Source organism: Acinetobacter soli, from assembly GCF_000760595.1.
GTDB classification, from domain to species: Bacteria; Pseudomonadota; Gammaproteobacteria; order Pseudomonadales; family Moraxellaceae; genus Acinetobacter; species Acinetobacter soli.
The window spans coordinates 130,292-156,700 of sequence record NZ_BBNM01000005.1; the positions used below are offsets into that span (position 1 = coordinate 130,292).

The following is a 26,409-nucleotide window of genomic DNA, read 5'->3' on the forward strand; positions in this document are numbered from 1 at the left end:
TTGCTTGTCCCTCGCTCACCACATCCATCATGGCTCTCCTGATGCTGCGCCTCGCGCGCGTATAAACCTTATGCCGTAATCGGCAGCCTTAATTTTTGACTTTCACTTTTTTATTGAATACCCATATAAGAGCAGTGCGCAACGCCAATAAGACGACAGCATGCACACTGCAACAAGGAGCACTCTCATGATGTTAGCAGATCCAAGCAAGAAATATCGTCGTATGTACCAACGTGTCGATTTGCCTGATCGCCAGTGGCCAAATAACGAAATCACCAAAGCGCCGATCTGGATGAGTACGGATTTACGCGATGGCAACCAAGCCATTTTTGAGCCGATGAGCATTGAACAGAAATTTAAAATGTTTCAAATGTTGGTCAAAATCGGCTTCAAACATATTGAAATTGGCTTTCCATCGGCATCACAAATCGATTTTGATTTCACCCGTAAACTCATCGAAGAAAACCATATTCCAGATGATGTGTACATTGAGGTATTGGTTCAGGCACGTGATCACTTGATCGAACGTACGTTTGAGTCTTTGGTGGGCGCCAAGCGTGCAATTGTGCACATTTACAATGCGAACTCTCCAACTTTCCGCCAAAAAGTGTTGAATGTTGGCGTTGAGGGTGCCAAAAAATTGGCCATCAATGCTGCTGAAAAAGTAAAAGAATACGCTGCACAATACCCTCAGACCGACTGGATTTTTCAATACAGCCCAGAATGTTTCTCTGCCACTGAATTAGAAGTGGCCAAAGATGTCTGTGATGCTGTCACCGAAATCTGGGAAGCCTCACCTGAAAACAAAGTGATTTTAAACTTACCGGCTACAGTCGAAGTTTCTACACCGAATGTATATGCCGACCAAATCGAGTGGATGCATCGCAATCTTGCTCGTCGTGACGGTGTGATTATTTCGGTGCATTGCCATAATGACCGTGGCTGTGGTATCGCGGCATCTGAACTTGCCATTATGGCTGGTGCAGACCGTGTGGAAGGCTGTGTGTTTGGAAACGGCGAGCGTACCGGAAATGTCGATGTGGCTGCGATTGCATTAAACATGTACACCCAAGGCGTTGCACCTGAGCTAGATTTTTCTAATATTAATGAAATCATTGCGACAGTTGAAGAATGTACTGGCTTGCCTGTGCATCCACGTCATCCATATGCGGGTGATTTGGTCTTCACTGCATTTTCAGGTTCACACCAAGATGCCATTAAAAAAGGCTTTGAGTTCCAGAAAAACGAAAACATCTGGGATATGCCATACTTGCCAATCGATCCAAAAGATTTGGGCCGCGACTACGATGCCGTGATTCGTGTGAACAGCCAATCTGGTAAAGGCGGTATTGCTTACTTGCTCGAATCGAATTACAACGTGGTGTTGCCTCGTCGTTTACAGATCGAGTTTTCACAGATTGTACAGCAGCGTACCGACGAAAATGGAACCGAAATCAGTGCATCTGATATCTGGACCTTGTTCCAAGACACTTATGTGAAAGTGAAAGAACAGCACTATACTGCCAAAAACTATCGTCTTTCAGATATTAATGGTACTCAAATTATTGAGTTAGATGTGGATATCGACGGTGAAGTTCAGCAGCTTCGCGGTGAAGGCAATGGACCAATTTCGGCCTTTATGAATGCGCTTCAATTGCCAATTGATGTTTTGAACTACGAAGAACGCAGTATCAGTTCGGGTGCCAATGCCAAAGCCCTCACCTTGATTGAAATTCAGGTTAAAGGAACCGGCAAGAGTGCATTTGGTGCAGGCGTACACGACAATACAGTCACCTCATCTATTGAAGCGATTTTAGCCTGTACCAACCGCTTGATTGAGCAAGGCGTGCTCAGTACGGATCAAGTGGCCGCCGCCGCAGTTTAATCTCGCTAAAACCCTCTTTTTGAAAGGATACCTATGGTATCCTTTCTTTTATTATTGATTTAAAGATAAAAGGCGAATTGCTCCCGTGTCTTTTCCATCTGACTCAGTGGGGTTGGTTACTCCGCAAAAATTCCAATTTGAAGATCCTTTGCATTTAGAATGTGGACGTATCTTGCCGCGTTTCGAACTTATGGTTGAAACCTACGGTACACTCAATGCCGATCATTCGAATGCCATCTTGATTTGTCATGCCTTATCTGGCCATCATCATGCAGCAGGTTATCATCATCAAGACGATAAAAAAGCAGGCTGGTGGGATGCATGCATAGGCCCCGGCAAAGCGATTGATACCAATTTGTTTTTTGTGGTGGCCTTAAACAACATTGGCGGATGTAACGGATCGACAGGCCCGACATCTCCTAATCCTGAAAATGAAAACCGTCCTTATGGTCCTGACTTTCCACTGGTGACGGTGCGTGACTGGGTCAAAACACAAGCATTACTCTCAGACCGTCTAAAAATTGATGCATGGTATGCCGTAATTGGTGGCTCTTTGGGCGGAATGCAGGCACTGCAATGGTCGGTCGATTATCCAGATCGTCTCAAAAACTGTGTGATTATTGCCAGTGCGCCAAAGCTTTCTGCACAAAATATTGCCTTTAATGAGGTGGCCCGCCAATCGATTCTTTCCGACCCCGACTTCTATCACGGTCGTTATTTAGAACATGACAGTTACCCAAAACGTGGTCTGATTTTGGCACGTATGGTGGGGCATATTACCTATTTATCAGAAGAAGCCATGAAGCAGAAATTTGGCCGAGACTTAAAATCGGGTAAATTTATGTATGGCTTTGATGTTGAGTTTCAGGTCGAAAGTTATTTACGTTATCAAGGCGAGCAATTTAGCCGAAACTTTGATGCCAATACGTATTTAATCATGACCAAGGCACTCGACTACTTTGATCCTTCACGTGAATACGAGCAGTCGCTGACCCGCGCCATGGCCAAAACACAATGTCGCTTTTTAGTGGTGTCTTTTACCACCGACTGGCGTTTTGCACCTGAGCGTTCACAAGAAATTGTAGATGCGCTGATTACCAATCATAAACCTGTGACTTATCTCGATATCGATGCCGAGCAAGGTCACGATTCATTTTTGTTTCCGATTCCACTTTACGTCAAAACGCTTCGCGCATTTTTAGGTGGTGAGGCACATCTCAAATCGACACCAAATCTGGAGGCGATCTAATGCGTATTGACCAACAACTGGCAGAAACATGGATTAAACCGGGTACAAGTGTGCTGGATTTGGGCTGTGGCGATGGTGAATTATTGGCCCATATGAGCAAAAAACATCAAATTCGTGCCTATGGACTAGAAATTGATCAAGAAAAGATTGCAATTGCGGTCAGTCGCGGGTTAAATATTATTCAACAGGATTTGAACTTGGGCTTGAGCCGTTTTGCCGACCAGTCTTTTGACTCGGTGGTGATGGCACAAGCACTGCAAGCCGTCGATGCACCAGACGTGTTATTACGCGATATGGTGCGTGTAGGGAAACAAGCCATTATTACCTTTCCAAACTTTGCGCACTGGAAAACGCGCTCTTTTTTAGCCTTGAAAGGAATGATGCCTGTTTCAGATGCGCTGCCGTATATGTGGTATAACACACCCAATATCCACCTGTGTACATTTAAGGATTTTGAAGCACTCTGTGCTGAAAATGATATTCAAATTATTAATCGACTTGCCGTGAATGGGAATCAGCAAGGGAGCCTTCTGAGTAAGCATGTCCCGAATTTGTTTGGTGAAGTCGCAATTTATCGAGTGAGCGCTCTATGAAAAAAGCACTGTTTGGCACACTAGTAATTGGACTTTTAAGTTTTCAAGCACATGCCGATTACGTTCCACAACCCCAATCGATTGCTGCACAGGCTGCACGTTATTCAGTGATGAGTATCAGCGAACTGACTCAAGCTGCACGAGCTGGTCAGGCAGGTGCTCAGTTTTATCTGGGCGCACATTACCAACATGGTAAAGATGTTGCCAAAGATGATAAGCAAGCGTTTACCTGGTTTAAAGCAGCAGCAGATCAAGGCTTATCCCCTGCTCAGTTAAATGTAGGCCGTATGTATGCAGATGGCGTGGGTGTAGCTAAAAACGAAAGCATGGCGCGTAAGTATTTTGAAAAAGCGGCCAGCAATGGTGATAACCGTGCCAGCTACAATCTGGCAATGATGGAAGAGCAAAAGAAAAACTATCAGGGTGCTTATCAGTGGTACGAACTGTCCACCCGCGATGGCATGCTTGACAATAAAGTCATCAATATGTCGCAAAGCAAAAAAACAGCTTTGGCAGCAAACCTGACCCAAGATCAGATTCGTCAAGCGGTTGACCGTGCAGACAAATGGATTCAAGCGCAGTAAATTTTTTTAGCATTAAGAGCACCTTCGGGTGCTTTTTCTTTTGTTAAAATCACCTCAAAATTTTGTTCGAGCATTTATTATGTCCAATTCAGCATGGTTAAATCAAGGTACACTGGTCTTAGCCAGTAACAATAAAGGGAAGATTAGTGAGTTTGAAAAACTGTTTGCCGAACTCAAACTTCCTGTTAATGTCATTCCGCAAGGTCAGCTCAATATTCCCGATGCCATTGAAGATGGTTTAAGCTTTATCGAAAATGCCATTATCAAGGCGCGCCATGCCGCCAAGATTTCAGGTAAACCCGCTATTGCAGATGACTCGGGCCTGTGCGTACCTGTTTTGGGCGGTGCGCCGGGTATTTATTCAGCACGCTATGCGGGCGATCATGGCAATGATGCCGCCAATAACGCAAAGCTTTTAGAGGATTTACGCCCTTATCGACAGCACAATCAGCCGATTGCCGGTATGTTTGTCTGTGTATTGGCTTTTGTGGAACATGCTGATGATCCGCTACCACGTATTTTTGAAGGTTTCTGGCACGGCGAGATTCTTAATGCACCGCAAGGTGAGCACGGTTTCGGCTATGATCCGCTGTTCTGGCTGCCTCAACTCGGTATGAGTAGCGCCGAAATGCCAAAAGAACAAAAAAATAAAATCAGTCACCGTGGTAAAGCCATGCAGCTTTTCCGCGACAGTCTTTCGACATCGGTTTAATCACGCCTCGAAGTGGATGTGAGGCTCGCCTTACATCCAACTCAGCAAAGATGTTGTATGAATTATCAGTGCATAGAGTGCAATCAATATACAGCTCATGATTGTACCTGATGCAATATATTTAGCCGATACACCTGTACCTTGATAATGTGTTTCCAGTGCCACAATATTCGCCGCGGGTGGCAAGCAAAACAGTAAAAACATTACGCCAATCGATTGCTGCATATTGGCAATCGGTAAATAAAAATAAGCTGCTGTGCAGAGCACAACACCGCAGATCACTTTTAAACCTAAAATCGCAGCACTGCGTTTTAAATCCTGAACATGCACTTTTGTATGTCGTAACCACATGCCGAGCACACACATGCCAGTAAAGCTCATCCCTATTTTCGCAGCGCTGTAAATAAGCTCAAATATGTGAGGATCGTGAATATTTTGTATCCCGACCACTCGGCATAGCGCAGCCAGAATGAGCGCAACACATGGCGGAGACTGTACGACCTTTTGCACAATGGTCCGCATGGACTGCGGCGCATTAGAAACAGCCGTGACCGCCCAAATATTGCCAAAAATAGAACCGCCAATATAAAGCGCCACCATGGCCGAACTGATTTGAGGGCCAAAAATCGCAATTGCAAAAGGAAAGCCCAGCCACGCCATATTGACATAACTAAAGCACAGTGCGCCCAGTCGCTCTTTAAACAAGGCCATATAGACAGCATATAAGATTAAAGAGACAACGAAGCTAAACAGCATTAAGGCAAGGCTTCCCGCCTGATAAAACACCATGTTGTAAATAATGACAACTGGGATAAATACACGGGCAAGCACAGTGGCAAGCCATGGCTTGAGTCGCTCACTGTATGTTCCTTGTGCCAGCAAAAGCCCAACAATAAATGCCACGACGGGCAAAATTAAATTCACAACATCGCCTTATATGTTTAATAAATTCATTCAACTTGAGTCTAACAGTACTCGCTTAAAATACGCTTGTCTTAAAACTGAAATAAATCAGTCACATTCCTGTCATGCCTTCTTGCTCAAATATCTGCAAAACATTGGAGTAGAAAAAATGGCAGGTTTATCGATTTGGCACGTGATTATCTTTTTAGTGGTGGTGGTGCTGTTATTTGGTACGTCAAAACTTAAAAACCTGGGTAAAGATGTCGGCGGCGCGGTTAAAGACTTTAAAAAATCAATGCGCGATGAAACAGAAGAAAATGCGCAATTACACACCCCGCGCACGATTGATGCAGAAGTGAAGACGGCTGAACGTTCTTCTGCTAAAAGCTAAGAGTACGTTGCTATGTTAGATGTCGGTTTTGGTGAACTCTTTTGCTTTGGGATAATTGCCCTGCTGGTGCTCGGCCCAGATAAACTTCCGGTTGCCGCACGCTTTGCTGGCCGCTGGTATGCCAGAGCCAAACGTTACATTTCCAATATACAAAACGAGATTGATCGTGAGCTCAAGCTGTCTGAATTTAGAAAAGAAATGCAAGATGAGCTAGACCGTTTACATTCGTTAGAACAAAGTATGCAGGCCCGTTTAAAAGAAATCGAAAAAGCCTCTCAAGAACAACGAATCCATCTCGCAGAGCAACCTGAAGCCACTTGTGTACCCCAGCTAAAAACAACTTACATCTTGTGTCATGTACCACAACACGTTGTACCGTTTTGTAAACATCAACAACCCCGAAGATGTGAACGCCAAAACGATGTGATTCCTCAACATTCTTCTGTCGAGTTAAAGATTGCCGTATGAGCCAGCTTCCTTCAAATGACATCATGCCTGCACCAGAGTCTCTGGAGCAGATGCCTATTACTCAACATTTGATTGCTTTAAGACGTCATCTTTTTAAGATTGTGGGCGTGACACTGCTTTTGTTTTTTATTTTATTGCCTTTTCGAAACACCACCTATCAGTGGCTATCTGAGCCTCTGCGTCGCCAGATGCCAAGCACATCATCGATGATTGCCACCGACGTTACCGCTACATTTATGGCGCCGTTCAAGCTCAATCTATGTGTTGCACTCATGTTGGCAATGCCGTTTATCCTATTTCAGCTTTGGACCTTTATTAAGCCCGCGCTATACGCAAAGGAAAGACATCTGGCTATTCCGCTACTTGTAGGCAGTATTGTGCTTTTTTATACCGGCATTGCATTTGCATACTTTATTGCCCTGCCCGGTATCTTGCATTTCTTTATGAGTGTTTCACCAGAAACCGTTGCCCCGATGACCGACATCAACAGTTATCTGGACTTTTGTCTAAAATTATTTCTGGTTTTTGGATTTACCTTTGAAATTCCAATCGCCACCTTGCTGCTTATTTTAATCGGCATTGTAAGCACTCAGAGCTTGATTGAAAAGCGACGCTTTATTGTGGTGGGATGCTTTTTTATCTCAATGTTTATTACACCACCCGATGCGATTTCGATGATCATGCTCGCGGTACCAATGTGGCTATTGTTCGAATTGGGACTTCTGTTTGGAAAAATGCTGGAAAAACGTAGAGCTTAGTCTCTGCGTTTTTTTATGCGCTATTTTCGTATTTTACGCATCATCAGTTTCATAAATTCATATAAGCCATTCATCACACTGTCTTCAATCTGACATCAAAGTGCAAAAAAAGCGTCATTAAGCTTTTCTAAAATCAGTGCTGTTTTCCTTCTCACATATAATGAACACGGATCTCTCATGACAACGACACCGGCAAATCAACATCCTACCCGTCGCGATCTACTCAAATGGTTTACTGGTCTTCCTTTTTTACCACTCGGGGCTATGGCAACAGCCGCGACACTGGCAGGCTGCAATGACAGTGATAATGGCACCACTACGATGCCAACCAAAACCGTTAATTTAAAAACGGCAACCTTTACCTCAATGGATGCCCCTTCACTTGCCAATCCTGCTGCAATGGCCACCACAACGGTCAACTCGAAACTGAGCGTAAGCTGGGACGACGGCTCACAAACTGACTATCAGTTGGCCTATAAGCCATTCTTCAAAACAGGCGACTCGGTGCCTAACCTGAGTGGTGGAACCATTATTGCAGGGGGTTATGTCGATGCAAAAGGCAACCCAATTGTCGATAAGTCGGTGGCGGGTAAAGAGCGTCAATTCTTTTCTGACTGTCCAGATGGTTCTTCATTAATTACGGTACCCAATGCCAGTGTCGCAGGTGTCACCAATCCGGTTTTTCATGTAGTGCAATTTGAATACACCACTAAAGATCAGGCAGGTGCCAGCATGTATGGCAAGCTGCCTTCTCCGATTGCGATTTTGACACTCGATCAAGACCAAAAAACCGGTCATTTAGAGCTGAAGAAATATTACAACGTTGATATGTCGAGTGCCTACGGACTCTGGATCACCTGTGGTGCCAGCATGTCACCGTGGGGAACACATCTGTCGAGCGAAGAATACGAGCCAGACGCCTTTGATCAGGGTATTGGTACAGCGTTGAGTACCGTGACCGCATATAGCCAAAACTATTTTGGTGATAGCACGACTGCCAATCCGTACAACTATGGTCACTTGCCTGAAATTACAGTCAATAAAGACGGTACAGGCAGCGTGAAGAAGCATTTCTGTTTGGGGCGTATTTCTCATGAACTGGTGCAAGTAATGCCAGACAACCGTACCTTAATTATGGGTGATGACTATACCAACGGTGGCTTTTTCATGTTTGTTGCAGACAAAGAAAAAGACTTATCTGCAGGTACACTGTATGTCGCCAAATACACCAGTGTATTTTCTGAAAATACCATTGCCCCAATTCAATGGATTAATTTAGGTCACGCCACCAGCCAAGAGATTTCAGACCTGATTAACGTTCGCAAAATCAAGCCAAGCGATATCATGGAGAGTCTGACCACTCAACCTGCCGATCTAACTGGTTACACCAAGATTATACTCAATGCCAAAACCCTCTGGGTAAAAGTTAAATCGGGAATGGAAAAAGCTGCGGCGTTTCTTGAAACACACCGTTATGCAGCACTTAAAGGCGGTAGTATGGCCTTTACCAAACTTGAAGGAACAACCGTCAATATCAAAGATAAAGTGGCTTACTCTGCCGTATCATATTTACAAAAATCGATGGTCAAAAATGGCGCTGGCTGGACAGAATCTAATAACGTGTCATTTAGTGCTGCAATCAATTCAGGCGCTGTGGTTGCCCACGACATGAAAGGCGGTCAAATCGACTCGACGGGTGCGGTCATCAATAGTGACTGGGTTGCGTATCAATCGCGTGTCTTGATTACTGGTGAAGATCTTGCATCGCCAGATGCGCTAGGCAATACGGCAAATCCGAATAAAATTGCCAATCCAGACAACCTGAAGTTTTCAGAAAGTTTGCGCACCTTATTTATTGGCGAAGACAGCGGCATGCATGTCAATAATTTCTTGTGGGCCTATAACGTCGATACCAAAGTGCTCTCGCGTATTTTGTCGACGCCATCAGGCGCTGAATCGACTGGTTTGCATGCGGTAGATTCGATTAATGGCTGGACCTATATCATGAGCAACTTCCAGCACCCAGGTGACTGGGAAGGCATTCACTCAAATGTAAAAGGTACTTTGCAAAGTTATATCAATGCCAATTACAACAACGGTTATGCTGCGGCTGTCGGCTATATCACCGCAGACCCAATTGCGCCGTCGAGTGTAAAAAAATCTTAATCTAGATGGCTTGAACCATAAAAAATTGAGCTCGCAACCGCGAGCTCAATTTTTTTATCAGTGTAAATTGCAGGTATACATCCAGTTTTTTTCAATCCAGTGTAAACTTAAAACTTGCTTAAATTCATCGAATTGCAATCAGAATGTAAAGACACCGTCATATTAAAACTCTACTTTGAATGGAAAATTTTGATATCCATTTATTGTTTGGGGAAAATACATGACACAGCCAACGCCATATCATGAAGATCAAGAGTTAGACAACAATACATCTGACAACATTCATTTCCGCGATATTTTAGAACAATCGATGTCTCGCCGTTCACTCATTGCAAAAACGGCAAGCGGTGCCGTTGCACTGGCCTTGGCCTCTACATTGACCGGTTGTAACGACAGCAATGATGACAATAACAGCTCTACCCCTGCGGTTGATCCAAACAAACGCCCTGAAAAGCTCAACTTCAAACCTGTCGCAAAAAACTTAAACGATATCGTGACAGTACCAGAAGGCTATCAAGCCACAGTACTCTATGCGCTCGGCGATTCAATTAATCCGCGTGTTGGTGCGTGGGACGACAACAATATTCCATCAGGTCCGAGCTTCCAGTTTCGTTCTGGAGACTGCCACGACGGCATGCATTATTTTGGTTTAAACACGAGCAGCAACCGATTTGATGACAACGTCTCGACACAGGGGTTGTTGGTGATGAACCATGAGTACATCAATCCAACCTTTTTGCACCCGAAAGGCCCAACCAAAGTCGATAATCGCCGACCAGAAGATGAAGTACTCCGTGAAATGAACGCACACGGTGTGTCGATTATCCACATTAAAAAAGACGCCACCACGCAAAAAGTCGAATTCATTCAAAGTTCGGTGTTTAACCGTCGTATTACGGCCTCGACCGTGATGGATTTTGCGGGTGCGGCAGCCGGTGCTGATCTGTTGGTGACCAGCTACTCGCCAAGCGGTAAACAAACCCGAGGAACCCACAACAACTGTGGTAATGGTTACACACCTTGGGGCACGTATTTAACCACCGAAGAAAACTTTATTGGCTATTTTCAGCGTTCGAGCAGCGATGACCTGAAACGTCAACCGCATGAAATTATCGCACTCAACCGTTACGGCCTTAAAGCGGGTGCAAGCTCGCGCTACGGCTGGGAAACGGCGATTGGTCAAATTGAAGCACAAGACCTCTATAGCCGCTGGAATGCCGATGTCAATGCAGCACAGGCAGCGCAGGATTATCGTAATAGCCCGAATACCTTTGGCTGGATGGTCGAAATCGATCCATTTGATGTGCGCCAAAACCCTGTAAAACGGACTTCACTGGGGCGTTTTGCTCATGAAGACAGCGCATGCCGCGTGGTTGCCGGTCAGCCACTGGCCTTTTATATGGGCGATGACTCACGTGGTGAATACATCTATAAGTTTGTGAGTACGGCAAACTGGGATGTTAAAGATATCAATGGCGGCTATACCGCAGGTGATAAATATCTCAACAGCGGTATTTTGTATGTGGCCAAATTTAACAATGACGGCACTGGTCAGTGGATCGAGTTAAGCTATGGTAAAAATGGCCTCGATGCCAGCAACAAAACCTATCCGTTTCGTCATCAGGCCGATGTCGTAACCTTCGCGCGTCTGGCCGCAGACAGTGTTGGTGCCACGAAAATGGATCGCCCAGAATGGTGTACGGTGCATCCAGAAAATGGTGAAGTGTACGTCACCCTCACCAACAACTCGAACCGAGGCAGCAGCTACCCAACCGATGCCGCCAATCCGCGTAACTATGAAGACACCTATGCGGGCAGCAAAACCAACAAAGGTAACGTCAACGGTCATATCATCCGTTTCAAAGAAACCGACAACAAAACCACGGCTACGACCTTCAAATGGGACATTTACCTGTTTGGCGCAGAAGCTAAAATGGCAGCAAATATTAACCTGTCGGGTTTAAATGACAACAACGACTTTTCAAGCCCGGATGGTATGTGGTTCGATGCACGCGGCGTCCTGTGGATTCAAACCGATGACGGCGCTTATACTGATGTGACCAACTGCATGATGTTGGCGGCTTTACCGGGAACCCTTGGTGACGGTACGACAGCCACGACATCAAATGGCCAGCAAACCATTGTGGGCGCGAAAGTAACCGATGAAAATCTGCGCCGTTTCTTGGTGGGACCAAAAGAATGTGAGATTACCGGCATTGCCATGACGCCAGACAATAAAGCCATCTTTATTAATGTTCAGCATCCGGGTGAAGATTCTAGCAGTTACGACAAGCCAAGCAGTCACTGGCCTGCAACCCAAACAGACCCAAGCAATACGACAGCTCGCCCTCGCTCGGCGACCGTGGTTATCACGCGTAAAGACGGTGGCGTGATTGCAGGTACCTAAACCCGCATATAATAAAAAAACTGGCTTCGGCCAGTTTTTTTATTATTGTCGTTCAATCTTGATCTCGGTGATCTGTCCCTGCTGCTCACCTTGCTGAATTTTTTCACGCCAGTGCCAGTGATGATCATCAAGCGTCAGAAAATTTGAGCAGCGTGTGCCGTATACGGGGCTTTGAATAAAGGTCGAAGAGAGCAGCTCTTCCATCTCAAGGCTAATTCCGGTTTCGGGTAGCCGTGCAGGAATCACCTTGCGTTCATCTTCCAATATATCCCACGCGGCATGCTCTAAAGTTGCCGCGGGTGTATGCACCTGCATCATAGGTAAAAACTCTTGGGTAAAGCGCTTACGTAAATGTGCTGTTTTTTCCCAGTGCTCCGACATTAAACCGTTGGAGACCACATAAACGCCTTTGGCCAAAACTTGTGGCGCTTCACCGCGGTTGCTCATATAGACTGCCTGCGTTGCATCACCTAAAAATAGATTAAATCCCGCATATGCCTGCTGATGTTGCTCAAGGGTCTTCGCAAAACGGATCGGCGACAGATCTGAGTGTAGAAAATCGGCAATCAATGCCCCACGTGATGTAGGATAGTGCTGCTGATCTTTGCCATCACGAAAATTGGTCACCACCGCCCAGCGTCCAGATGCTGTAATGCCCATCCATGTCCCACCCGATTGCAGATCTTGACCCGCAATAATCGGACTATCGGGCCATTGCTTTAAAGACGCAGTGGGACGCGCGTAAAACTCATCACGATTTGAAAGTAAACAGACAGGCGTGTGGTCGAGCACCTGCCATGCCAAGGCAACAATACACATGATCTTTTCTCGTCATCTTTACACATTGAATGTACAACATTTTTCTGACATTCCGTTAAAATCTCTGGCAAAGATAAAAGCAAGGTACAGGTATGCTCACCTATCCCAATATAGACCCGGTTGCTGTTTCGCTTGGTCCGCTCAAGGTCCATTGGTATGGACTGATGTATTTACTGGCATTTTTATGTGCTTGGGGGCTCGCGTCCTATCGTGCAAAACAACGTGATGGCTGGACCTCGGAAATGGTTTCCGATCTGGTCTTTTACGGCGCTCTCGGCGTGGTGCTGGGTGGACGTGTCGGCTATGTACTGTTTTACGAGTTCGACAAATTTCTTGCCAATCCGATCTGGCTGTTTCAGGTCTGGACAGGCGGTATGAGTTTTCACGGCGGCTTTATCGGCGTGATGTTGGCCATGATCTTGTGGTGCCGCAAATACCAGAAAACTTGGTTTGAAACATTGGATTTTATTGCACCCTGCGTCCCAACCGGTTTGATGTTTGGTCGTATTGGTAATTTTATTGGGGGCGAGCTGTATGGTCGCGAAGTCCAAGATCCGAACTATCCTTTCGGGATGATCTTCCCAACCGATCCGTTTCATCTGGTGCGTCACCCATCCCAAATTTATCAAGCTATTTGTGAAGGCTTATTGCTGTTTATCTTGTTGTGGTGGTTCAGCTCAAAACCGCGACCACGTATGGCAGTGTCTGCCTTGTTCCTGATGGGATACGGTGTAGCACGCTTTGTGATCGAATTCTTCCGTGAGCCCGATGCAGATCAAGGCTTTATTTTGTTTGGATGGATGACCAAAGGTCAGATTCTGACTGTGCCGATGTTACTGATTGGCTTGTGGATGATGTGGTACGCCTACCGCCGTAAACTTTACGACTGGGGACCACTCAAAACCCGATAACATCTTTCGCTTTAATTTTAAAGGCGGGTCAAGTCAAGCTTTTCCCGCCTTTGATTTTTTGTGGTAAATTCTGCCTATTCTTTTTGAATGATACCTGCACATGCTTGAATTCTGGTTTGACCCGAACATTTCTCGGATTCAAAAATTTTTCATTCTTCTTCTCACCCTCATCGTGGCGATTGCACTGTTTTATCATCAGCCTTTACCACTCGACGTGGTGCTGATGTTTACAGGAACAGGCATAATCTTTCTGATATGTCGCTACCTAAAGCTGCATTTTGCTGCGCAAAAGCCAACTGGTTTACTGTATCGCCTGCTGACCTGGATTCCAATTGCACTGATCTTTGCACTGTTGTTTGTAAAAACCATGAACAATCTGATGTGGTGGGGTATTCAAGGGATTGCCTTTATGGCGCTGGCGGTGTTTATTTTTTCACCGCAGTTTTTATTTAGATCTTCAAATTCAGGCGTGAATCCCGATGCTTGATTTTTGGTATTCCGAGCGTATCACCCGCCCGATACGTTTTGGATTTTGTATTGTGTTATGCGCAGTGATTTACTGGCTCTCGCACATACAGCCGCTTAGCCCGAAATATGTCGTGGTCAGCGTTTTGATTGGAATAGTGACGCATATCATTCGCCATAAACGACAACAGATTCATCATGATAATCCTTACCGCGAAGGCTTTAACATTTTAGCCAACGTGTTTCCAATTATAGCCCTCATCATTACCATTTCGCTGCTGCCCGACTCATCAAAATGGATACCGGGCCTGCAAGTATTGGGCTTTAGCGTGCTCGGATTATGCTTGGCCTCTACCGCCCATTATCGTGAGCCACGTAAATAACGCAGGCAAGATTGTTTGCTGTTCTTTGAAGGCAAAAACGGCTAAAATTTGCAGTCGATTGAAACTTGTTGTCGCTTAGTCAAGCGGCGACTATACGATTAGAGAGAACCATGCGCACCTACTTAAACCTTTTACAACATATCCTAGACAATGGCGGCGATAAAGGTGACCGTACAGGGACAGGAACACGTTCTGTATTTGGTCATCAGATGCGCTTTGACCTCAGCCAAGGCTTTCCTCTGCTCACCACCAAAAAAGTACACTTTCGTTCGATTGTGATTGAACTGTTGTGGTTTCTAAAAGGTGATACCAACGTACAGTACCTCAAGGACAACAAAGTCAGCATTTGGGACGAATGGGCGACAGCTGAGCAAACCGCGCGTTTTGGTCGCCCAGAAGGCGAGCTTGGCCCGGTGTATGGTCATCAGTGGCGTAATTTTGGCGCCAGCAAAAATGCAGATGGCAGCTATAACCAAGACGGATTTGATCAGATTTCATGGTTAGTCAATGAAATTAAAACCAATCCGAACTCACGCCGCTTGATTGTATCTGGCTGGAATCCAAATGAAGCCGGACAGGTCGCACTGCCACCGTGCCACACGTTGTTTCAGTTTTTTGTACAAGACAATAAATTGTCGTGTCAGTTATATCAGCGCAGTGCCGACGTATTTTTGGGTGTGCCGTTTAATATTGCCAGTTATGCACTCCTTACCCACATGATTGCGCAAGTCTGTGGCCTCGGCGTGGGAGATTTTGTCTGGACAGGTGGCGATACACATTTATATGCCAACCATTTTGAACAGGCCAAACTGCAACTCACCCGTGAACCGTTACCACTTTGTCAGCTTAAATTAAACCCCGAAATTACCGACCTGTTTGATTTTAAATTTGAAGATATCGAGATTGTTGACTACCAGTCTCATCCTGCAATCAAAGCACCTGTCGCTGTATAAGGAAAGCAATTAATGGCATTTCAAGGCTTAGAAGTGGTTCACGTGGTGGCCATGGATCAAAAACAGTGTATTGGTCAAGGTAATGCATTGCCGTGGCATATTCCTGCCGATCTCAAGCACTTTAAAGCAATTACCCAAGGTGGCGTGGTGGTTATGGGGCGTAAGACACTTGAATCGATGGGGCGCGCATTGCCCAACCGCAGTAATTGGGTGATTACCCGCGATGTAAACTGGTCATTCGCAGGTACACATGTAGCACATAGTATTGAAGCCGCTTTAGAAGGTGCTGCCCAAGAGGCAAAAGCCGCGAATCAGCGTGCGCTCTTTATTATTGGCGGGGGAGAAATCTTTAGTCAGACACTGGATATTGCCGACCGGCTTGAGCTGACGCATGTCGAGCTTGATGTGCAAGGTGATGCATTTTATCCAGACCGACCTGCTGCCTTTAAAAAAATTGCCAGTGAATCACATATTGATGACAAAACAGGTATTGCGTTTGAGTTCGCAAGTTACCGAAAATAAAGGCAATCCCTAGCTGATTGTTGGTTATGCATACAACTGGAAAAAAAGAATTTTTACATGCCCTAGGGATGGGGCTTTTACATATGATTTTCAGTGTTTTTGTGATCTGCTCAAGTATTTGGGTGTGTGCAGCACTCTGGATTCAGCAACCTTTTGGATGGCTAGGTAGTCGAATTCTCATCGGGATCTGGATTGTTTTTGCCCTTAGCGTATTGGGGATTTATATCAGTCAGCATATTTTAGGGCGCGGTAAAGATATCGTGCTGTACATGCTGGCATTCTTAGTTGCACTCCTGTGGTATTTTTCATTGGCGCCCGCGCAAAATCGTGATTGGGACCCTGAGGTCGCTCGGCTACTAGATTACCAACGCCAAGGAGATCAGATTACCCTGCACAATGTACGAAATTTTGACTGGCAACCTGATGGCCAGTATACCGAACGCTGGGAAACTCGCCATTACAACCTGAATCAGCTTCGAGGGGTCAATATCATTACCTCATACTGGATGGGCCCGCAAATTGCCCATACCTTGGTGAGCTTTGATTTCGAACAGCAAAAACCGCTGGTGTTTTCCATCGAAATCCGTAAGGAAAAAAATGAGAACTTTTCGGCAATTGGTGGTTTTTTTCGGCAGTTTGAATTGAGCCTAGTCGCAGCCGATGAAAAAGATATTGTGTATACCCGCAGCAATGTTCGCCATGAACAGGTCTATCTGTTTCCTGTTCAGGTATCTAAAGAGCAAGCCAAGGCTTTATTTTTGGAATACCTTAAAACCTCAGATGAACTACGGGCAACACCAAAATGGTACAACACCCTGACCAGTAACTGCACCACCTTGGTTTTTGATATGGCACAAGCCATCAATCCAGATGAACTTCCTAAAGATTATCGCTTACTGGCGTCGGGATACCTACCAAACTACTTATATGACTTAAATGTACTCAGTCATGACTACAGCATTGCCAAGTGGTATCAGATGGCTTACATCAATGAACGGGCAGCCGAGTATGAGAAATTCAAACACCAAAACAGTCTAAATTTCTCAGAAGTGATTCGTTATGGTATTCCACAGCCGAAGCAGTGACACCTCAATCTTCGAGGATTACCCCGTTCTTCAACCCGATTATGCTGTATATTTTTTCTTAATGATCGAGAATCGATCGGGTTAGATTTTGTCTCATCATCTCGTAAAATAAGCTTACACAATCACACGCTTTTCTACTCGATGTATCTACATTGATTTGTTTTGCTACTGCTCAAGAACAAGTTGTGAAGCAAAGAGACATCAACATGATCAAAACATGGCTAACAGGGACTTGCCTGTGTGCAAGCGTGCTTTTTACCGGATGTGCGGTAACCCCTTCGACATCATCAACTGATTCTACGACCAAAACAGCTGTAACCTCTAGCAGTAGCGCCAATGCGAGCACGGCCAATGTACTGCTTGATCGCAACTGGACGGCTACTGAAATTAATGGCTTTCAAATTAGCACTCAGGTCGCGAATAAACCGAGTTTGAAATTTGATTCAAAAACACAGCGATTTAGCGGTACAGATGGATGTAATCGTATGATGGGAAGTTTTAAGGCAGACGCCGAATCACTTCAATTGGGCGCTGCGGCATCGACCAAGATGATGTGTCCAAATACGGATCAAAACATCAGTGTGCAATATCAGCAAGCACTTACAAACGTATCGCGTTACCGAGCAAGCCCTGAACATCTCATTCTGATGGATCAAAGCGGACGTATTGTGATGGCTCTCGATGCATCAAAATAAAGACATTGTGTCTTATGGTCTTTTAATTGAGCAGGTCGCCTCAATATAGATTGTACGTAAACGAAAAAACGTGATATTAAAACCCTTTGCTATTTCGAGGAAAACCATGCAACAGGCATTATTTGGCGGCGGATGTTTCTGGTGTACTGAAGCAGTATTCTTACAAATCCGTGGCATCGAAAAAGTTGTCAGCGGTTATGCAGGCGGTGATACACAAAATCCGACCTACGAACAAGTCTGCACAGGTGAGACCAATCACGCAGAAGTGATTTTGGTGGATTTTGATGAAACACAGGTTAGCTACGACGATTTACTACACGTGTTTTTTGCTATCCACGATCCAACCACGCTGAACCGTCAAGGCAACGATATCGGTACGCAGTATCGTTCTGTCATTTATTATTTTGACGAGCAACAAAAAGCAGATGCAGAAAAACTCATTCAAGAGTTAAAAGCCGAAGGCATGAATGTAGTCACCGAGCTCAGCCCAGTACCTACTTTTTATGCGGCTGAAGATTATCATCAAGATTTCTACACCAAGAATCCGTCTCAAGGCTTTTGTAATTTTGCAATTCCTCCAAAAATTGCTAAATTACGTAGCAAATTTCAGTCTTTACTTAAGGCCTGAACAAAAAAAAGCAACTCGATCGAGTTGCTTTTTTATTGCGCTCAATCTAGAGCGTTTAATTTTCACTGACAAAAGCAATATCGCTGAGTCCGGCTCCACTCGCACGAGACATCACTTGTGCCACAGTATCATAACGTGAGGCTTTATCGGCTTTTAGCATAACTGTCGGCTTTTGCGCCTGCTGGCCTGCCTCTTGAAAACGCTGATTAAGCTCATCTAACGTAATGGTTTCTTGCCCCCAAGAGACATCACCATTGGCATTGATGCTAATGGTAATCTCTTTCGGTGGCGGTGGCTGAATCTCAGCCGTGGTTTTTGGCAAACTTAATGGTACCGATGGGTTTGCAACCGTTGCTGTGACCAAAAAGATGATCATCAGTACCAACATGATGTCAATTAACGGAATGAGATTCATCTCATTCATGCCACTGTCGTGGTCTTCACCCAATTGAAATGCCATTAAGCCTGACCTCCAGCAAAGCTTTGTTGCGCTGTCTTCACTTCAGTTTTGTGTTCAGCAGATTCTTGCTGCAACATGGTATCGATCAGCAAGCTATGAGCCTGATCTTGTAAATCATGTGCTAAACCGCGGTTGTAACGTACACAGATGTTGTATGCCAATACCGCAGGAATCGCAACAGCCAGACCTAAACCGGTCATGATCAGCGCTTCACCTACCGGTGTCGCAACTTGAGCCAACCCTGCTTGTCCGCTTTTACCTACTGCCACCAGCGCATGGAAGATTCCCCAAACCGTACCAAACAGGCCGACAAACGGTGCCAAAGAGGCAATGGTACCGAGTACTGCAACGCCTTTTTCTGCACTGGATTTTTCAGCAGAAATCTGACGCAGTAATGCCTGCTCTGCCACTGCCTTACGCTGCTCGAAGGTCAAGTGAACAAACTTGGCTTTCAGACTGCTCAGTGCTTTAGCGAGTTGAGCATAAGCTTGTTGTTTTAATTGGCGGGTTCCCATCAAACGTAAGATAAGAATCGTCCAGGTTGCAATCGACATTGCCAAAAGCACGAAGTACAGTGTTTTGCTGACTGCATCTGCATGTTGCCAATAAACTGAAAAGTTCATACTCGAACTCCTGAAAATGTTAGCCGTTAGGATTTAATGTTAAGTCAAAGGGTTGCTCAGCACGAATAGGGTAAGCAACACCATTTTCTTTATACGGTTTAAATTTTGCACTACGTACCGCACGCAGAATCTTGTCATCAAGCGCAGGCACACCACTACTACGGGTAATCCGCGCATTGATAATCTTGCCAGTTTCGTCCGCCTCAATCATCACCACAATACTGCGTGTTTGACCTTGCAAATCACGGTTGGTATATGAAGGACGCGGCGTACGACTCCACTGCACCCCAGCACCGCCAATCGATACACTCTTTGGTGACGGGTCGCGGTTCACCTGCGGCTGTGCAGCAGGTTGAGGCTTGGCTTTTTCAACAACCTTTTCCGTAACGGTGGTGGTTGTCGTCACTGGTTTGAAGTCTACCTGTGGCTCAGTTTTCACCACTTGTTTTGGCGTTTCTGCTTGCTTGACCTGTTGAACCTTTTCGACTTTTTTCGGTGGTGGTGCAACTTTCTCTACCACCTTGACTTCCTTCACCTCTTTTTTCGGCTTAGGTTGCTCTTTTTTCGGTTCAGGCTTTGGTTCAGGTGGGCGCGGCGGCGGTGCTTGAATTTTTACAAAGCGCACATTGAGTGGTTTTTGTTCAATGGGTTTGAGTTCTGGGCTTTTCATCTGGTTGACAGCCCATAACACTCCCGCATGACCAATCACAACCGCGACAAGTGCAGTGATGACTTTTTTCTTCATCGGATTGGGAGAATTCGGAGGTGTAGAATTCATCGATAGTGCAGGAGATTGACTCATAAGAATCTAATTACCTATTTGAGAAGCAATTCACAATCACAACATGTCATCGCGATACAGCTTATCGGTTCAAACAATTAAAGTATCGCAATAATAAATGAGAAGTGTTTTCATTTTCAACTGTTTTTTTTCACATTCAAAAGATCTACTGAAATTTCAATATTTCTCATTTGATTGGAAAATGCGATACACCCTCTTTATATCAAGATGCATGACTGGTACAACACCCTTTAAATGAAATGCTATATCATAACATCAATAAGATTAAAAAAAGTATGCGGCATGCATACTTTTTTAGGAAATAAACTTATTGAAACACGACAGTTTTGTTGCCATCGACAATAATTCGATCTTCTAAGTGCCATTTGACTGCACGTGCCAGTACGTTACGCTCAACATCTTGGCCCAGCTCGCGTAATTGCTCAACAGTAAAGTCATGATTGACACGCTCGACATCTTGTTCAATGATCGGCCCCTGATCCAAATCCGCAGTCACGTAGTGAGCAGTTGCACCAATCAGCTTCACCCCTTTTTCATGCGCTTGCTTGTACGGATTTGCCCCTACAAATGCAGGCAAGAACGAGTGATGAATATTAATAATTTTCATCTCCCAGTTTTCAACAAAAGTCTCATCTAGGATTTGCATGTAACGTGCAAGGACTAACAAGTCATTGCCCTGCATCAATTCATCAATTTTGGCGTACGCTTCGCGTTTGTTTTCCTTGTTGACGGGTACCACTTCAAATGGAATACCAAAGTTTTCCACGGCCTCACGTAAATCTTCGTGATTTGAAATGACTTTAGTAATTTCACACGGTAAACCACCGCGCGCATGACGCCAAAGCAATTCAAGTAAGGCATGATCCACTTTCGATACCAAAACACCCACTTTTTTCAGATCGTTGACAAATGCCAAACGCCATTGCATGTTGTAGCGCTCTGCAACATTGGCCGAAAAAGTCTGAATCAAGGTATCCTTACGACTTTGTAAATGTTCTAACTCAAACTCAACACGCATGAAGTAACGTCCGCCTTGAGCCTCTGTAGCGTATTGATCAAGTGCGGTAATATTTGCTCCCTGATGATACAAAAAGCTCGATACAGCTTGCACGATCCCGGGCCTGTCTTCACAAGTAATCAGTAGACGTGCTGTATTGGCAGTAGTGGTGTTCATTTGATTAATATCACTATAGGTCAGTTTAAAAACAAGCGGGCTATTCTAGCGCGTTTTTATCGCAGACTGAATAGGGTCTGACAATTACTCGGTTTTCGAGGAAATGCGCGCAAACAAATCAGATGGACCAAAGCTCTCAAGCAAACGCTCGTAGGTTTCGCGGCTTTCTCCCATCAAATATGGTCCTTCTAAAAATACCATTTGACGTAGTGCCTGCCACACCCATTTCTCTTCCAGATGATTACTGTCGCTAATATGGCCCGACATATACAAGAAGTTGGTCCAGTTGGTCAGCACAATCCATAAATTGATGATCAGGGCTTCAATTTCAGAAGCCGTCATTTTCATCAAACCCGCGTCGACGAAAGCCTGATAAATTTTTTGCCCCTGCTGCATCACCTGCCCAGCAAATTTTGGATAGATCTTTTTAAAGTCATCATTGTTTTCAATTAAATGATAAACATCTCGATGCAAAAAACGGTATTCCCATAACTGACTACTGAGCACTTGAAAATAACGAATCTTGTCATTGGCATTGAGCAATCGATCTTTGGGCAAGGCCAGCATATCCAGTGTTTCACGCTGATACTGCTCCATAAGCTCCTTAATAATCTCTTGCTTGTTGCGAAAGTGATAATACAAATTACCCGGGCTAATGCCCAATTCAGAGGCAATATGATTGGTGGTGACAGACCGCTCACCACGCTCATTAAACAGTTGCAAGCTGGTATGCAAAATACGATCTTTCGTTTTGACTGTTTTCGATGCGGACATTGTTTACAACCGTTGATATCTAATGCATTAGAAAACTAACACAGAAACCTTCTTGACTCTTTAGAGTATTTACTCTAAAAATTATATATAGCTCAGTTCCACACTATGGTAACGCGTCATGAACAGTCAAACAAAAACAACTTCGATGACTCCACATTCACTTGATGTTCATCACTTACACGATGTCCTAGAGCAGCAAAAACGTGCCTATGAGCGTTATCCTGTTCCATCTGCAAAAGATCGTATTGATCGATTGGCTCGTCTGAAACGTATTTTGGTCAAATATCAGGACCAGTTTGCAGAGGCCATTAATCGCGATTATGGCAACCGTTCGATTGGTGAAACCAAAATCGGTGAACTACTCACCTGTCTTGAACATATTGGCTATTATAGCAAGCATTTGACACAGTGGATGAAACCGTCCAAACGCCATATCAGTATTTTGCATCAACCGGCCAAAGGCTGGGTCGAGTATCAACCGCTCGGTGTAATTGGGATTATTACGCCTTGGAACTATCCATTGCTGCTGTCTGTAGGGCCACTTATTTGTGCGCTGGCCGCTGGCAACCACGCCATGATTAAAATTTCCAGTGCCTCTAGTCAATTTGGTCAAGTTCTTGAAAATGCCCTTTCAGAAGCTTTCCCGCAAGAGTTGGTTACCGTTATTAATGGCGGTGGTGCCATCTCGGATGCCTTTAGCCACCTTCCCTTCGACAAGATGATTTTTACCGGCTCAACTGCGGTGGGAAAAACGGTGATGGCGGCTGCGGCAGAAAATCTGGTACCGGTGATTTTAGAGCTGGGTGGAAAATCCCCAGCCATTGTTCATCCATCAATGGACATGAAAGAGGCTGCACAGCGCCTTGCGGTGGGTAAACTCTGGAATGCAGGTCAGACCTGCGTCGCACCGGATTATCTCTTTTTACCTAAAGGCCGCGCTGCGGAGTTTATTGAAAACTTCAAGCTGATCGCAACGGGGATGTATCCACATTTGCGTGACAATCAAGATTACACGTCAATTGTCAACGACAAGCAGTATCGACGCCTGCAAGGCTATTTAGATGATGCACGTGCCCAAGGCGCACGTATTATCGAAATCAATCCACATAATGAATCACTTGAAGATGTGCGCAAGATTGCCCCAACGCTACTTACTGGGGTCACCACCGAAATGGACATCATGAAGAATGAAATCTTTGGTCCAATCTTCCCAATTTTTGAATATGATCAAATGGAAGACGTGATCGAGTTTATTAATCGCCGTCCACGCCCACTTGCGCTATACTACTTCGACTTTGATCAGGCACGTGCCGATTACATTGCACAGCGCACGCATTCGGGCCACTTCGGAATCAACACGGTATTGACTCATGTGGCGCAGGATGATCTTCCATTTGGAGGCGTCGGTGCATCGGGTATGGGTAAATACCATGGCCCTGAAGGTTTTTTCAACTTGTCGCATGAACGTTCAATGATGTCGAATCCAAAGCTCTATAGCTTAAAATATATTCTGCCACCATTTAACAAACCGATTCATCGGCTTATTTCGAAAACACTTCTTCGATAACCTGATCAAGGCATGATCTGTTACACAGCTTCATGCCGCGTTTTTACCGAATTCGCTTGTCTTTTAATCGTATTTTTGGTATAAAACGCCCCTTGAATAAATTCAATCCGTTTATTTGTATGACTGGCCACAGATTTGCTGTTGGCTAAATCAATGGAGTTCCACCATGTCTAAGGTTTGCCAAGTTACCGGCAAGCGTCCAGTCGTTGGAAACAACGTCTCACACGCCAACAACAAAACCAAGCGCCGGTTCGAGCCGAACCTGCACCACCACCGTTTCTGGTTAGAAAGCGAAAAACGTTTCGTACGTCTTCGTCTAACCACTAAAGGTATGCGTATCATCGACAAATTGGGCATTGAAAAGGTTGTAGCTGATCTTCGTGCTCAAGGCCAAAAGATCTAAGGAGACCTTGCAATGCGTGACAAGATTCGCTTAGTTTCTTCAGCTGGTACTGGTTATTTCTACACTACCACGAAGAACAAACGTACTATGCCGGAAAAAATGGAAATCAAAAAATTTGATCCAAAAATCCGTCAACACGTGATTTTCAAAGAAGCTAAAATCAAATAATTTTAGATTCTGTAAAAAAACGACTTCAAATGAAGTCGTTTTTTTTTGCATTATTTTTGTTCTGCTTGTTAATATTTATCAATATAAAAATTTGGCATTTTTTTTGCTAATTCATACACATTCCATATTTAAGGAGTCTTGAGTGCCACATGACGTAGATTTAATTATTTTACTGGCAGTCGGATTTGGTTTGGCCTTATTTTTTGGCTATATCGCTGCACGTCTACGCCTTCCTCCGCTCATTGGCTATTTGGTTGCAGGTATTTTAATTAGCCCCAATACTCCAGGAATTGTCGCCGATATGAAACTCGCCAATCAATTGGCCGAGCTTGGGGTGATGTTTTTAATGTTTGGCGTGGGAATGCACTTTTCCCTCAGTGATTTACTTCAGGTACGCCGTATTGCGCTTCCCGGTGCGATATTACAGATAGCAGTGGCCACATTACTCGGCATTGGCGTGGCGATGTGGTGGGACTGGAGCTTCGGGTCTGCGTTGGTCTTTGGTTTAAGTCTATCGTGTGCCAGTACAGTGGTCTTACTCAAAGCGCTTGGTGATCGTGGCCTGCTCGATTCGGTCAACGGCAAAATTGCCGTCGGCTGGCTCTTGGTTGAAGATCTGGTGATGGTCTTGGTACTGGTACTGCTGCCTGCCATGGCCGTACTGCTTGGCGGCAAAGAGCTGGCACACGGTGCAGCGAGCAGCAATATCTGGCTGACCATCGGCTTAACTTTGCTAAAAGTTGCAGGATTTATCGCTTTTATGCTGATTATCGGCAAACGTTTAGTGCCGATGATCATGCAGTTTGTGGCACGTCTGGGTTCCCGTGAGCTGTTTACCCTTACCGTGGTGGCTGCGGCAGTTTCGATCGCCTATGGCTCCTACGCTGTTTTTGGCGTATCGATGGCACTTGGAGCGTTTTTCGCCGGCATGGTGGTGAAGGAATCCGATTTTAGTCACCGCGCCGAAGAAGAAACGCTACCCCTACGTGAAATTTTTTCGATTTTGTTTTTTGTGTCTGTGGGCATGCTATTCGACCCACGCATTTTGCTTGAGCAACCGCTACAAATTCTGGCAGTTGTGGCAATTATCATGGTGGGTAAAACATTGGCCGCCATGGCACTGGTTTTGTTTTTTCGCTATCCGATCAATACCGCACTGACTGTCGGTGCCAGTCTGGCACAAATTGGCGAATTCTCGTTTATTTTGGCCACATTGGGTGTGACTTTAGGCCTACTCACGCTCGATGCACAAAATCTGATTTTGGCAGGGGCGCTGTTTTCAATCACCTTAAACTCTTTTATTTTCTCGGCTATTGAGCCAATCCAGCGCTGGATTCGAGAACGCTCACATCTGGCACGTTTACTCGAACGTAGTGGTGACCCGCTGGCGATGCTGCCCGATGAGCTTGATCAAACCTATTTACGTGATCAAGTGGTGATGGTCGGCTATGGTGAGGTTGGGCGACGCATTACCAAAACCCTCATGCAACAAGAGATTAAGGTGGTGATTGCAGAAGAAAACCGTGAAATTGTCGAAGATTTACGTAAAAAAGGCATTGCTGCAGTGAGTGGTGAAGCGACTGAGCCTAGCGTGCTGATTCAGGCACATATTATGCACGCCAGACTTCTGGTACTCTCGCCAATGGATATTATTGATATTCACCGGATTGTAGATATTGCCAAGCAGTTAAATCCACGCATTGAAGTGCTTTGCTGTGCAGAAAGTCACGAAGAAGCCGACGTGATTCGTAAAGACAATGTAGGACTGGTGTTTTATGCCAAAGAAGAAATGGCCAAAACCATGAGTGCCCATATTTTAGGGCAAATTGAACGTGCACATCAGGCACCAGCAACGCATTAA

At 45.0% G+C, this 26,409-nt stretch carries 29 protein-coding genes; 22 read left to right on the plus strand and 7 right to left on the minus strand.

Annotated elements, in window-relative coordinates; genetic code table 11:
• The first annotated feature begins 187 nt into the window (after positions 1-187).
• The 5 genes from leuA to rdgB all read left to right on the plus strand — a co-directional run bounded on the left by leuA (position 188) and on the right by rdgB (position 5,023).
• The gene (leuA, locus tag Aso01_RS07910) at positions 188-1,885 is read left to right on the plus strand and encodes a 2-isopropylmalate synthase (RefSeq protein WP_004932822.1); all 1,698 of its coding nucleotides are present in this window, start codon (positions 188-190) and stop codon (positions 1,883-1,885) included.
• Between the two features lie 85 nt (positions 1,886-1,970).
• Positions 1,971-3,134: a homoserine O-succinyltransferase MetX gene (gene metX, locus Aso01_RS07915; protein ID WP_004932819.1), complete on the plus strand. Its 1,164-nt coding sequence runs from the start codon at positions 1,971-1,973 to the stop codon at positions 3,132-3,134.
• On the plus strand, positions 3,134-3,727 hold the full coding sequence (gene metW, locus Aso01_RS07920) for a methionine biosynthesis protein MetW (RefSeq protein WP_004932817.1): 594 nt from the start codon (positions 3,134-3,136) through the stop codon (positions 3,725-3,727). The genes metX and metW overlap by 1 nt, the downstream gene beginning before the upstream one ends.
• Positions 3,724-4,311, plus strand: a complete 588-nt coding sequence (locus Aso01_RS07925; protein ID WP_004932816.1) for a tetratricopeptide repeat protein — start codon at positions 3,724-3,726, stop codon at positions 4,309-4,311. Before metW ends, Aso01_RS07925 begins: the two co-directional genes overlap by 4 nt.
• Positions 4,312-4,390: 79 nt before the next feature.
• Entirely contained in the window at positions 4,391-5,023 is a 633-nt protein-coding gene (gene rdgB / locus Aso01_RS07930) for an RdgB/HAM1 family non-canonical purine NTP pyrophosphatase (protein ID WP_004932814.1), read from the plus strand.
• 30 nt (positions 5,024-5,053) lie between these two features.
• Here the strand turns inward: rdgB and Aso01_RS07935 are convergent, their stop codons facing one another.
• Positions 5,054-5,947, minus strand: coding sequence for an AEC family transporter (locus tag Aso01_RS07935; RefSeq protein WP_004932812.1), 894 nt, complete (start codon positions 5,945-5,947; stop codon positions 5,054-5,056).
• A 148-nt stretch (positions 5,948-6,095) separates the two neighbouring features.
• Between Aso01_RS07935 and tatA the strand changes: the two genes are divergently transcribed.
• The 5 genes from tatA (at position 6,096) to Aso01_RS07960 (ending at position 12,116) form a co-directional block, all read left to right on the plus strand.
• Positions 6,096-6,317, plus strand: a complete 222-nt coding sequence (gene tatA, locus Aso01_RS07940; RefSeq protein WP_004932808.1) for a Sec-independent protein translocase subunit TatA — start codon at positions 6,096-6,098, stop codon at positions 6,315-6,317.
• Positions 6,318-6,329: 12 nt separating this feature from the next.
• Positions 6,330-6,785, plus strand: coding sequence for a Sec-independent protein translocase protein TatB (gene tatB, locus Aso01_RS07945; RefSeq protein ID WP_004932807.1), 456 nt, complete (start codon positions 6,330-6,332; stop codon positions 6,783-6,785).
• The gene (gene tatC / locus Aso01_RS07950) at positions 6,782-7,543 is read left to right on the plus strand and encodes a twin-arginine translocase subunit TatC (protein ID WP_004932804.1); all 762 of its coding nucleotides are present in this window, start codon (positions 6,782-6,784) and stop codon (positions 7,541-7,543) included. Before tatB ends, tatC begins: the two co-directional genes overlap by 4 nt.
• A gap of 177 nt (positions 7,544-7,720) precedes the next feature.
• The gene (locus tag Aso01_RS07955) at positions 7,721-9,709 is read left to right on the plus strand and encodes a PhoX family protein (RefSeq protein WP_004932802.1); all 1,989 of its coding nucleotides are present in this window, start codon (positions 7,721-7,723) and stop codon (positions 9,707-9,709) included.
• 220 nt (positions 9,710-9,929) lie between these two features.
• On the plus strand, positions 9,930-12,116 hold the full coding sequence (locus tag Aso01_RS07960) for a PhoX family protein (protein ID WP_004932800.1): 2,187 nt from the start codon (positions 9,930-9,932) through the stop codon (positions 12,114-12,116).
• Positions 12,117-12,158: 42 nt separating this feature from the next.
• Here the strand turns inward: Aso01_RS07960 and Aso01_RS07965 are convergent, their stop codons facing one another.
• On the minus strand, positions 12,159-12,935 hold the full coding sequence (locus tag Aso01_RS07965) for an NRDE family protein (protein WP_004932797.1): 777 nt from the start codon (positions 12,933-12,935) through the stop codon (positions 12,159-12,161).
• A gap of 92 nt (positions 12,936-13,027) precedes the next feature.
• Here Aso01_RS07965 and lgt point away from each other — a divergent pair, with 92 nt between their 5' ends.
• The 8 genes from lgt (at position 13,028) to msrA (ending at position 18,577) form a co-directional block, all read left to right on the plus strand.
• Positions 13,028-13,846 (plus strand): prolipoprotein diacylglyceryl transferase, encoded by an 819-nt coding sequence (gene lgt / locus Aso01_RS07970; RefSeq protein ID WP_004932795.1) that lies wholly within the window; start codon positions 13,028-13,030, stop codon positions 13,844-13,846.
• A 100-nt stretch (positions 13,847-13,946) separates the two neighbouring features.
• Positions 13,947-14,333 carry a hypothetical protein gene (locus Aso01_RS07975; protein WP_004932793.1) on the plus strand — a complete coding sequence of 129 codons (387 nt, stop codon included), beginning with the start codon at positions 13,947-13,949 and terminating at the stop codon, positions 14,331-14,333.
• Complete coding sequence (locus Aso01_RS07980; protein WP_004932791.1) at positions 14,326-14,694, plus strand: hypothetical protein; 369 nt, start codon at positions 14,326-14,328, stop codon at positions 14,692-14,694. The genes Aso01_RS07975 and Aso01_RS07980 overlap by 8 nt, the downstream gene beginning before the upstream one ends.
• 110 nt (positions 14,695-14,804) lie before the next feature.
• On the plus strand, positions 14,805-15,647 hold the full coding sequence (gene thyA, locus Aso01_RS07985) for a thymidylate synthase (RefSeq protein WP_004932789.1): 843 nt from the start codon (positions 14,805-14,807) through the stop codon (positions 15,645-15,647).
• A 12-nt stretch (positions 15,648-15,659) separates the two neighbouring features.
• Positions 15,660-16,169, plus strand: a complete 510-nt coding sequence (locus tag Aso01_RS07990) for a dihydrofolate reductase (RefSeq protein WP_004932787.1) — start codon at positions 15,660-15,662, stop codon at positions 16,167-16,169.
• A 26-nt stretch (positions 16,170-16,195) separates the two neighbouring features.
• Positions 16,196-17,254 carry an Lnb N-terminal periplasmic domain-containing protein gene (locus tag Aso01_RS07995; protein ID WP_004932783.1) on the plus strand — a complete coding sequence of 353 codons (1,059 nt, stop codon included), beginning with the start codon at positions 16,196-16,198 and terminating at the stop codon, positions 17,252-17,254.
• A 206-nt stretch (positions 17,255-17,460) separates the two neighbouring features.
• Positions 17,461-17,949 carry an META domain-containing protein gene (locus tag Aso01_RS08000; RefSeq protein WP_004932781.1) on the plus strand — a complete coding sequence of 163 codons (489 nt, stop codon included), beginning with the start codon at positions 17,461-17,463 and terminating at the stop codon, positions 17,947-17,949.
• Between the two features lie 106 nt (positions 17,950-18,055).
• On the plus strand, positions 18,056-18,577 hold the full coding sequence (gene msrA / locus Aso01_RS08005) for a peptide-methionine (S)-S-oxide reductase MsrA (protein WP_004932778.1): 522 nt from the start codon (positions 18,056-18,058) through the stop codon (positions 18,575-18,577).
• A 55-nt stretch (positions 18,578-18,632) separates the two neighbouring features.
• On the opposite strand, the gene Aso01_RS08010 is transcribed toward msrA, so the two are convergent.
• From Aso01_RS08010 to Aso01_RS08030, 5 genes are all read right to left on the minus strand, one after another.
• Positions 18,633-19,037 carry an ExbD/TolR family protein gene (locus Aso01_RS08010; protein ID WP_004932775.1) on the minus strand — a complete coding sequence of 135 codons (405 nt, stop codon included), beginning with the start codon at positions 19,035-19,037 and terminating at the stop codon, positions 18,633-18,635.
• The gene (locus Aso01_RS08015) at positions 19,037-19,660 is read right to left on the minus strand and encodes a MotA/TolQ/ExbB proton channel family protein (protein ID WP_004932772.1); all 624 of its coding nucleotides are present in this window, start codon (positions 19,658-19,660) and stop codon (positions 19,037-19,039) included. The genes Aso01_RS08010 and Aso01_RS08015 overlap by 1 nt, the downstream gene beginning before the upstream one ends.
• Positions 19,661-19,679: 19 nt before the next feature.
• Positions 19,680-20,462: an energy transducer TonB family protein gene (locus tag Aso01_RS08020; RefSeq protein ID WP_004932770.1), complete on the minus strand. Its 783-nt coding sequence runs from the start codon at positions 20,460-20,462 to the stop codon at positions 19,680-19,682.
• 307 nt (positions 20,463-20,769) lie between these two features.
• Entirely contained in the window at positions 20,770-21,636 is an 867-nt protein-coding gene (purU, locus tag Aso01_RS08025; protein WP_004932769.1) for a formyltetrahydrofolate deformylase, read from the minus strand.
• Between the two features lie 84 nt (positions 21,637-21,720).
• Entirely contained in the window at positions 21,721-22,410 is a 690-nt protein-coding gene (locus Aso01_RS08030; RefSeq protein ID WP_004932767.1) for a TetR/AcrR family transcriptional regulator, read from the minus strand.
• A 118-nt stretch (positions 22,411-22,528) separates the two neighbouring features.
• On the opposite strand from Aso01_RS08030, the gene Aso01_RS08035 reads away from it, so the two are divergent.
• From Aso01_RS08035 to Aso01_RS08050, 4 genes are all read left to right on the plus strand, one after another.
• Positions 22,529-23,977 (plus strand): coniferyl aldehyde dehydrogenase, encoded by a 1,449-nt coding sequence (locus Aso01_RS08035; protein WP_004932763.1) that lies wholly within the window; start codon positions 22,529-22,531, stop codon positions 23,975-23,977.
• A 166-nt stretch (positions 23,978-24,143) separates the two neighbouring features.
• On the plus strand, positions 24,144-24,380 hold the full coding sequence (gene rpmB / locus Aso01_RS08040) for a 50S ribosomal protein L28 (RefSeq protein WP_000048256.1): 237 nt from the start codon (positions 24,144-24,146) through the stop codon (positions 24,378-24,380).
• A 12-nt stretch (positions 24,381-24,392) separates the two neighbouring features.
• A complete protein-coding gene (rpmG, locus tag Aso01_RS08045) occupies positions 24,393-24,548 on the plus strand; it encodes a 50S ribosomal protein L33 (RefSeq protein WP_001205031.1) in 156 nt (51 codons plus the stop codon).
• Positions 24,549-24,690: 142 nt separating this feature from the next.
• Positions 24,691-26,409: a cation:proton antiporter gene (locus Aso01_RS08050; protein WP_004932760.1), complete on the plus strand. Its 1,719-nt coding sequence runs from the start codon at positions 24,691-24,693 to the stop codon at positions 26,407-26,409.

Excerpts from the sequence above, each read along its gene's own strand:
- leuA (WP_004932822.1), top strand. The coding sequence starts at position 188 with ATGATGTTAGCAGATCCAAGCAAGAAATATCGTCGTATGTACCAACGT.
- metW (WP_004932817.1), top strand. The coding sequence starts at position 3,134 with ATGCGTATTGACCAACAACTGGCAGAAACATGGATTAAACCGGGTACA.
- Aso01_RS07925 (WP_004932816.1), top strand. The coding sequence starts at position 3,724 with ATGAAAAAAGCACTGTTTGGCACACTAGTAATTGGACTTTTAAGTTTT.
- rdgB (WP_004932814.1), top strand. The coding sequence starts at position 4,391 with ATGTCCAATTCAGCATGGTTAAATCAAGGTACACTGGTCTTAGCCAGT.
- tatA (WP_004932808.1), top strand. The coding sequence starts at position 6,096 with ATGGCAGGTTTATCGATTTGGCACGTGATTATCTTTTTAGTGGTGGTG.
- tatB (WP_004932807.1), top strand. The coding sequence starts at position 6,330 with ATGTTAGATGTCGGTTTTGGTGAACTCTTTTGCTTTGGGATAATTGCC.
- tatC (WP_004932804.1), top strand. The coding sequence starts at position 6,782 with ATGAGCCAGCTTCCTTCAAATGACATCATGCCTGCACCAGAGTCTCTG.
- Aso01_RS07955 (WP_004932802.1), top strand. The coding sequence starts at position 7,721 with ATGACAACGACACCGGCAAATCAACATCCTACCCGTCGCGATCTACTC.
- Aso01_RS07960 (WP_004932800.1), top strand. The coding sequence starts at position 9,930 with ATGACACAGCCAACGCCATATCATGAAGATCAAGAGTTAGACAACAAT.
- Aso01_RS07965 (WP_004932797.1), bottom strand. The coding sequence starts at position 12,935 with ATGTGTATTGTTGCCTTGGCATGGCAGGTGCTCGACCACACGCCTGTC.
- lgt (WP_004932795.1), top strand. The coding sequence starts at position 13,028 with ATGCTCACCTATCCCAATATAGACCCGGTTGCTGTTTCGCTTGGTCCG.
- Aso01_RS07975 (WP_004932793.1), top strand. The coding sequence starts at position 13,947 with ATGCTTGAATTCTGGTTTGACCCGAACATTTCTCGGATTCAAAAATTT.
- Aso01_RS07980 (WP_004932791.1), top strand. The coding sequence starts at position 14,326 with ATGCTTGATTTTTGGTATTCCGAGCGTATCACCCGCCCGATACGTTTT.
- thyA (WP_004932789.1), top strand. The coding sequence starts at position 14,805 with ATGCGCACCTACTTAAACCTTTTACAACATATCCTAGACAATGGCGGC.
- Aso01_RS07990 (WP_004932787.1), top strand. The coding sequence starts at position 15,660 with ATGGCATTTCAAGGCTTAGAAGTGGTTCACGTGGTGGCCATGGATCAA.
- Aso01_RS07995 (WP_004932783.1), top strand. The coding sequence starts at position 16,196 with ATGCATACAACTGGAAAAAAAGAATTTTTACATGCCCTAGGGATGGGG.
- Aso01_RS08000 (WP_004932781.1), top strand. The coding sequence starts at position 17,461 with ATGATCAAAACATGGCTAACAGGGACTTGCCTGTGTGCAAGCGTGCTT.
- msrA (WP_004932778.1), top strand. The coding sequence starts at position 18,056 with ATGCAACAGGCATTATTTGGCGGCGGATGTTTCTGGTGTACTGAAGCA.
- Aso01_RS08010 (WP_004932775.1), bottom strand. The coding sequence starts at position 19,037 with ATGGCATTTCAATTGGGTGAAGACCACGACAGTGGCATGAATGAGATG.
- Aso01_RS08015 (WP_004932772.1), bottom strand. The coding sequence starts at position 19,660 with ATGAACTTTTCAGTTTATTGGCAACATGCAGATGCAGTCAGCAAAACA.
- Aso01_RS08020 (WP_004932770.1), bottom strand. The coding sequence starts at position 20,462 with ATGAGTCAATCTCCTGCACTATCGATGAATTCTACACCTCCGAATTCT.
- purU (WP_004932769.1), bottom strand. The coding sequence starts at position 21,636 with ATGAACACCACTACTGCCAATACAGCACGTCTACTGATTACTTGTGAA.
- Aso01_RS08030 (WP_004932767.1), bottom strand. The coding sequence starts at position 22,410 with ATGTCCGCATCGAAAACAGTCAAAACGAAAGATCGTATTTTGCATACC.
- Aso01_RS08035 (WP_004932763.1), top strand. The coding sequence starts at position 22,529 with ATGAACAGTCAAACAAAAACAACTTCGATGACTCCACATTCACTTGAT.
- rpmB (WP_000048256.1), top strand. The coding sequence starts at position 24,144 with ATGTCTAAGGTTTGCCAAGTTACCGGCAAGCGTCCAGTCGTTGGAAAC.
- rpmG (WP_001205031.1), top strand. The coding sequence starts at position 24,393 with ATGCGTGACAAGATTCGCTTAGTTTCTTCAGCTGGTACTGGTTATTTC.